Annotated in this window: 7 protein-coding genes and 3 pseudogenes; 9 read left to right on the top strand and 1 reads right to left on the bottom strand. The window is 38.4% G+C overall.

From position 1 onward, the window contains the following. The 5 genes from DYY66_RS14420 to DYY66_RS06450 all read left to right on the top strand — a co-directional run. On the top strand, positions 1 to 307 hold a 307-nt coding region (locus DYY66_RS14420; RefSeq protein ID WP_255496242.1), incomplete at its 5' end, for a chlorite dismutase family protein. Then, positions 307 to 852: a DUF1802 family protein gene (locus DYY66_RS06430; protein WP_166287223.1), complete on the top strand. Its 546-nt coding sequence runs from the start codon at positions 307 to 309 to the stop codon at positions 850 to 852. The genes DYY66_RS14420 and DYY66_RS06430, both read left to right, overlap by 1 nt. Further along, positions 849 to 1,847, top strand: a complete 999-nt coding sequence (locus DYY66_RS06435; RefSeq protein ID WP_166287226.1) for an aldo/keto reductase — start codon at positions 849 to 851, stop codon at positions 1,845 to 1,847. The genes DYY66_RS06430 and DYY66_RS06435 overlap by 4 nt, the downstream gene beginning before the upstream one ends. A 419-nt stretch (positions 1,848 to 2,266) precedes the next feature. After that, positions 2,267 to 2,767 carry a hypothetical protein gene (locus tag DYY66_RS06445; RefSeq protein ID WP_218583635.1) on the top strand — a complete coding sequence of 167 codons (501 nt, stop codon included), beginning with the start codon at positions 2,267 to 2,269 and terminating at the stop codon, positions 2,765 to 2,767. 82 nt (positions 2,768 to 2,849) lie between these two features. After that, entirely contained in the window at positions 2,850 to 3,170 is a 321-nt protein-coding gene (locus DYY66_RS06450) for a TrmB family transcriptional regulator (RefSeq protein ID WP_166287232.1), read from the top strand. A 17-nt stretch (positions 3,171 to 3,187) separates the two neighbouring features. Here the strand turns inward: DYY66_RS06450 and DYY66_RS06455 are convergent, their stop codons facing one another. Beyond that, positions 3,188 to 4,201: an Lrp/AsnC family transcriptional regulator gene (locus DYY66_RS06455; protein WP_166287235.1), complete on the bottom strand. Its 1,014-nt coding sequence runs from the start codon at positions 4,199 to 4,201 to the stop codon at positions 3,188 to 3,190. 88 nt (positions 4,202 to 4,289) lie between these two features. Here DYY66_RS06455 and DYY66_RS06460 point away from each other — a divergent pair, with 88 nt between their 5' ends. The 4 genes and pseudogenes from DYY66_RS06460 to DYY66_RS14430 all read left to right on the top strand — a co-directional run. After that, on the top strand, positions 4,290 to 4,943 hold the full coding sequence (locus DYY66_RS06460) for a bifunctional precorrin-2 dehydrogenase/sirohydrochlorin ferrochelatase (protein WP_166287238.1): 654 nt from the start codon (positions 4,290 to 4,292) through the stop codon (positions 4,941 to 4,943). Continuing rightward, positions 4,940 to 5,331: pseudogene (locus tag DYY66_RS14425) on the top strand (glutamyl-tRNA reductase); the annotation flags it as partial. The gene DYY66_RS06460 and the pseudogene DYY66_RS14425, both read left to right, overlap by 4 nt. Position 5,332: 1 nt before the next feature. Then, positions 5,333 to 6,343, top strand: a pseudogene (gene hemA / locus DYY66_RS06465) (glutamyl-tRNA reductase); the annotation flags it as partial. A 36-nt stretch (positions 6,344 to 6,379) separates the two neighbouring features. Beyond that, positions 6,380 to 6,870 (top strand): annotated as a pseudogene (locus DYY66_RS14430) (porphobilinogen synthase); the annotation flags it as partial.

Raw genomic sequence — 6,870 nt, forward strand, 5'->3', positions numbered from 1 at the left:
TGTCGTATATCCTTTCATAAAAACACGAGAATGGTATCTGTTACCACTTGACAAAAGAAAAGAAATGATGGCAGAGCACATCCAGGTTGGACACAAGTATCCTGAGGTCTTGCTCAATACTACATACTCTTTTGGAATACATGATGAGGACTTTATGCTTGCATTTGAGACTGATACATTGCACAAGTTTCAGGACCTGATAATGGACTTGAGGGAAACTCGGGTCAGTGGGTACATTGCAGTTGACACTCCAATGATCGTCTGTGTCAAAAAAGACATTGTTCCTCTGATTAGGAGTCTTGGGTGATGAAGGCACTAAAAGAATGGGCTACTGTAATAACAGCACTTGAAAATGGAGACCAAACCGTTTTGCTTCGAAAGGGAGGCATACTTGAAACCAGCTCTGGGTTTAAGGTTGAGGACAAAAAATTTGCTCTCTTTCCCACATATGAACACCAGGACAATTCGTCTCTAAAATCACAATTTTACCGATATCTTGCAGATGTGCGAGAACAAAAACCACGAGATGGTTTTAACAGAATCACATCTTATGCCGAAGTGCTTGCAGAACATGATATATCCTCTATGGAAAAAATAGAAGAGTTGTCAGACTTTCACATCTGGAGCGACTCGTATATGGTTGAGCGAATGAACTGGATGCCAGAAAAACCAATGACTGCAATATTTCTTAAGGTGTACAAGGTTGCACTAGCCGAGATTCCAGTTCTTCCAGAATATCACGGTTGCAAATCTTGGATAGAATTAAATGTAAATACGGAACCTGGATCAGCTGTTTTAAATGAAGCAGAGCTTCAACAAAAATTATCAGAGTTTAGGAGTATAGTGAATTGAAATATAGAAAACTAGGAAAGAGTGGAATTTCAGTATCTGAAATTGGATTTGGCGCATGGACACTTGGACTAGATTGGTGGGGCAAAAAAATTGAAGACGATGAAGCCAAGAGGATGCTCAAGCGTGCATTTGATCTAGGAATTAATTATTTTGAGACAGGAGATATCTATGGAAGAGGAAAAAGTGAGAAGCTAATAGGTGAGGTCTTCTCTGGAATGAGAGACCAAGTGGTATTATCTACAAAATATGGCTATGACATTTATTCAAACGAGCAAATAGGCCACAAGGAACTTCCACAAAAGTTTACAACTGAATTTACAGATTTTGCACTAAAACAAAGTCTTGAACGATTACAAACCGATTACGTTGATGTATACGGATTGCACAATCCAAAAATACATACCATACGGGATAAGAAAATTTTTGAATTCCTAGACGAAAAGACAAAGCAAGGAATAATCAAAAGTTACCAAATAGCTCTTGGTCCTGCCATCGGATGGACCCAAGAGGGACTTGAATCAATGAAGGTGACAAACACTGCAGCAGTCCAGACTGTCTATAACATTCTTGAGCAAAATCCTGGAAATACACTAATTGACGAAGCAGAAAAGAACAACGTTGGAATCTTGGTCCGTGTTCCTGATGCATCTGGCATATTGACAGGAAAAGTCAATGCAAATACAAAGATCAGCGAAAAGGATCACCGTTCTGTAAGAAGTGGTGACTGGGTACAAGAGGCGCTAAAGAAAGTAGACCAACTGATGCCTGTTGCAAAAAGAAACGGCTTGAACATTACTGAGCTTGCAATCAAGTTCATCTTGTCACAAGGGCCTGTGTCATCTGTATTGCCTACCGTTGTAAGCGAAGAAGAGATTGAGATGTTTGCGACAATGTCTGATGGAAAGTATCTAAACGATAATGACAAAAACGAGATAATTGGACTTTTCAACCAATGGCCCTCATATGACCTAAAGGCCTCTGTACAAACTGCCTAGGTTTCCAGACTGGAAGAAATAAAACAAATTATATTCAAAGAAGGAATTAACGTAGGTAAAGTGTCTCTCAATCAAAAAAAGACGTCAACCATGACGTTTCGAATAGATGAAGATGTGCTCAATAAACTTCGCTTGGAATCTGAACATCGCGAGACCAGTCTTAATACATTTGTCANGTATTGCCTACCGTTGTAAGTGAAGAAGAGATTGAAATGTTTGCGGCAATGTCTGATGGCAAGTATCTAAACGATAATGACAAAAACGAGATAATCGGACTTTTCAACCAATGGCCTTCATATGATCTAAAGGCCTCGGTACAAACTGCCTAAGGCTTCCAGACTGGGAGAAATAAAACAAATTATATTCAAAGAGGAATTTACGTAAGTAAAGTGTCGCTCAATCAAAAAAAGACGTCGACTATGACGTTTCGAATAGATGAAGACGTGCTCAACAAGCTTCGTTCTGAATCTGAACATCGCGAGACCAGTCTTAATACATTTGTCAATCACATATTCAAAAGATACGTAGAGTGGGACATGTATGAAGCAAAGGTGGGAATGATTCCAATCGCAAAACCAATCATCTTGGAACTTTTTGGAAATCTGACAAAGGAACACACTATTGAAATGGCAACTCGTATTGGAAAAAATGTAGTACGGGATACGGCATTATTTATGCAAGGTGACTTTAATCTAAATTCGTTCATCACTTGGTTTGAAGCAAGAATGCGTGCATCATCAATTGAAATAAATCATAATATCAAAAATAATGCTCATACGTTTATCATCAAACACGATCTTGGTGAGAACTGGTCCTTGTACCATACTACGGTGCTTGGCTTGATCTTCAGAGAAGTCTTGGAGAAAAAAGTTGATTTTGAGTACAACTCGGGCATGATGTCATTCAAGTTCTCTGAATAAATAATTGCAAATGATTGCATCTGTTTGCAAATGAATACAGTCAAATCGTTCTTGTTATATTTTATGCCTTGGTATCATACCCATGCAAGTATTACAACAAGGCAGAACTCTTGAAAACAAGGATGCAGACAATATTTTAAAAATCATGGCAAATGATCAAGCCATGCAGATACTCCGATCCACAATTGAAGCCCCAAAATCGGCATATGACATCAGCTCAATTTCTGGGATTCCTCTGACCCAAGTGTATAGGTGGGTTCGCAGGCTACACAATTCCGGACTAGTACGTGTCTCAGGGGATACAAACCTGTCTGGAAAAAAATTCTTCATGTACAAAAGCAAGATAATCTCAATCAAGGTAACGCTAGCATCTGCTACCGAGTCACTGGTTGAGCTCTCCTAGAAATTTATTTTATAATATTATGCCGTAATCGGATCTTCGATGTTAAACTCGTGTTCTACAAAATATTCAACACGGGTCTTTTTGAATTCCCTGGAACTGAATAAAATCTTGTACTCGTTGACATTGACTTGTTTTTGAATCTCTTTTGCCATGTCTTCTGCTTCAGCAATTGACTTGCAGTGAACCATTGAAAACACGCTGTATGGCCAGTCCTGGTATACAGGTCTCTGGTAGCAGTGGCTTATCTGTGGAAACGCGCCAAGCTTTGCGCCAACTTCTTCAATTTTCTCATCTGGAACCTTCCATACTATCATGCCGTTTGCAGTAAAGCCAACTTCTCTGTGTCTTAAGATGGCTGCAAATCTTCGCATTATTCCTGTCTCTTCATATTGTCTTATCTTTTCAAGAACTTGCTCTTCAGTTATTCCAAGCTTTTGTGCGGATTTTAAAAATGGCCTTTCAACTATCTCTAGATCTTTTTGTAGTTCACGTATGTAGTTTTTTTCCTCTTCTGTTGCAACAAACTTGGCATCTGTTATCTTTTTCTTCTCCTCTGATGGTTTAATGTCTGATTTTTTTTCTTCCACCATCTCAAGTTTTACTCCAATCTTGAAGAGCTTGATTGTTGGAAGGAGCCTTGTTTTTTGAATTCCTGATAATTTTGAAAACTTGTCAATCTCTGTCTTTAGATCAGATCCTGGAGGTACTGCAAGAGTGAACCACAAGTTGTATTCATGATTTCTCTCATAATTGTGACTTACACCTGGGTGTCTGTTTACTTGATTTGCAACATCATCTAATTTGTCTGGGTCAATTGCCATTGCAACAAGTGCACTTTTGTATCCTAGTTTTCGTGTGTCAAATATTGCGCTAATCTGTCTGATTATACCTGCTTCTTTTAGTGATACGAGTCTTTTCATCAACTCTTCGTTTGATAGGCCAAACTTCTTTGCCATGACCTCGTATGGTTTTGGAGTCAACGGAAAAGTCCACTGGATCTCATTTAGAATCTCTTTATCCAGCTTGTCCATGTGACATGGAAAACCTATCTTACAATTAAAAACGTTACCTAGTTTGTCATAGAATCTATAAATATCATTTCTAGTCAGCGAAGATCCGTTGATAATTGATCTAAATCTTCGAGGAAATTTGGTCATTGTGGTAGGAGGAGGAAATGAAGGCCTCAAAAAAGTAAATACGTTATTGACCCAAGAATGTAAGATTCTTCTTATCAGTGATTCAACCAACAGGCAAATACAAAACTATGTCAAACAAAAAAAGATCTCTTTCAAGAAGATGAGGCTTGTCAACGCAAACTTTTTAAAAAAATACAAACCATTCATGGTATTAGCAACAACTGATGACAAGGAACTTAATCGTAAAATTGTAGAACAGGCAAAATCCATGCGATGCTATGCATATGCTGCAGATGATCCAGAGGTCAGTGACTTTGCATTTGGTTCTGTGATAAACATCGAAGATACAGTCCAAATTGCAGTATCTACAGGTGGACGAAGTCCTGCAATGGCAAGAAAACTAAAACTTCAGGCAGAAGAGATCTTTAAAAAAGTAATAAAAAAAGAGGACATTTACCACATAAAATTACAGGATTTTGCAAGAAAGGCCGTAAAGGACAAACTTCCCACGTTTCCCGAACGAAAAAAGTTCCTCTACAGTGTCATGAATGACAATCAGGTTAAACAATTAATACGAGACGGAAATCTAAAAAAAGCACAGAAGCGGGTTATGGCAATGTTAGGTGATCTAATATGACAAGTGATGTAATCAACGCTAGAGTTACTTTTAGAAAATCTCCAATTCACATGCTTGAAAGGTTTACTTTTCCAGATCTAGATTCTGCCTATGAATCATTTCTAAAACATTCTGGATTGCAAGAGTGTGTCATACTACAAACCTGTAATAGAGTGGAACTCTTTGGATGTACCACTTCTGCAGATCTTGCCAAGATAAAAAAAACATGGGCATCTGTTGCAGGACTTGAAGAAAATGCATTCAAGGAAAACCTTGAGATAAGCAAGGGAACTGATGCATACACTCATCTGCTCAAACTTACCTCTGGTCTTGACTCTCTTGTAATTGGAGAAGAGCAGATACTTGGCCAAGTAAAAGAATCAATCAGCACGGCAAAGGAACTAAAGGCNGTGGAAAACCTTGAGATAAGTCAGGGAACTGACGCATACACTCATCTGCTCAAACTTACGTCTGGTCTTGACTCTCTTGTAATTGGGGAAGAGCAGATACTTGGCCAAGTAAAAGAATCAATCAGCACGGCAAAGGGACTAAAGGCATCAGGCGATAATCTCAATACTTTGTTTGACAAGGCAATAAAAATTGGAACTCGCGTACGCCAGGCAACAGGAATTAGCAAGGGAAGCATATCGATTGGTTCCATGGCAGTAAATCTTGCAGAAGAAAACATTGACGACTTAAAATCAAAGCATATTTTGTTGATTGGAACTGGAGAAGCAGCAAGTCTTGTGGCAAAATCTCTCAAAAAAAGAGATATCGATTTTCTTGTAACCAGCAGAACGTTTGAGCGCTCAAAGGCTTTTGCAGAGACTGCAGGTGGAAAACCAATGCAATTTGAACAAGCAACCGCCAATTTCAAATCAATTGATGTACTGTTTGTAGCTACGGTTGCACCATATTTTCTTGTTACACATGAACGAGTAAAAGAAGCGATGGAGTCTAGAAAAAATGGAATGCTCATAATGGATCTTTCTAATCCACGAACTGTCGATGACAAGGTATCAGAAATAGACAAAGTCAAGGTGATGAACCTGGATCAAATTGCAGAGATGGTTGAAAAGAACATGAAAAACAGGATGGGTGTAGTATCATCAGCAGAGCATATAATTAATGAAGAATTGCCTGTAGTAGAAGCAGCAATGAAAAGACTTGAGGTAGAGCCCATTGTAACTAATGTCTTCAAGGAGATAGACCAAGCACGAGTAAAGGAACTCAAAAAGGCACTCTCAATGTTGGGAGAAAAAGATGAACAAAGGATACGAATTATTGACCAACTCACACAAGCAATTGTTGAAGACATCATGTCCATTCCTATGAATAATCTACGCAAGGCCTCAGAACAAGGGGATTCTGAAATCCTAAAAACTGTCACAAGACTCTTTGATTATAAGACAAGAGAGTAACAAATTATATTGCTAAAATAGGGTGTTTTGTGTATAATGTCTTTTCCTAATTTAAGACTACGACGTTTGAGAAAGACTGGTAAAATTAGGGAACTTTTAGAAGAAGTAAGATTATCCCCAAGAGATCTAATCTGTCCAATATTTGTACAAGAAGATCTCAAATCAAGAATTCAGGGAAGCTCAATGCCTGGAATGGAAAGGCTTCCACTTGCTGATGTGGTAACCGAAGTACACTCTATTGCAGAATTAAAAATTCCAGCAGTGATGGTATTTGGAATACCTTCACATAAAGATGAACATGGTACTTCTGCTTTTACTCAAAATGGAATTGTACAAAAAACAATCTCTGAAATAAGAAAAAATCTTGGAAATGATATTGCAATAATGGCAGATGTGTGTCTCTGTCAGTATACAAGTTCTGGTCATTGCGGATTGGTAAAGGGAGACAAAATTGACAACGATTCAAGTCTTGAAACTCTTGCAAAGGTTGCAGTAAGCCAAGCCCAAGCAGGAGTTGATGTTGTATC

The organism is Candidatus Nitrosotalea sp. FS (assembly GCF_011319475.1).
Lineage (GTDB): Archaea > Thermoproteota > Nitrososphaeria > Nitrososphaerales > Nitrosopumilaceae > Nitrosotalea.

What these genes read in the sequence shown, in the direction of transcription:
- DYY66_RS06430 (WP_166287223.1), top strand. Translation starts at nt 307, where the DNA reads ATGAAGGCACTAAAAGAATGGGCTACTGTAATAACAGCACTTGAAAAT.
- DYY66_RS06445 (WP_218583635.1), top strand. Translation starts at nt 2,267, where the DNA reads ATGACGTTTCGAATAGATGAAGACGTGCTCAACAAGCTTCGTTCTGAA.
- DYY66_RS06450 (WP_166287232.1), top strand. Translation starts at nt 2,850, where the DNA reads ATGCAAGTATTACAACAAGGCAGAACTCTTGAAAACAAGGATGCAGAC.
- DYY66_RS06455 (WP_166287235.1), bottom strand. Translation starts at nt 4,201, where the DNA reads ATGGACAAGCTGGATAAAGAGATTCTAAATGAGATCCAGTGGACTTTT.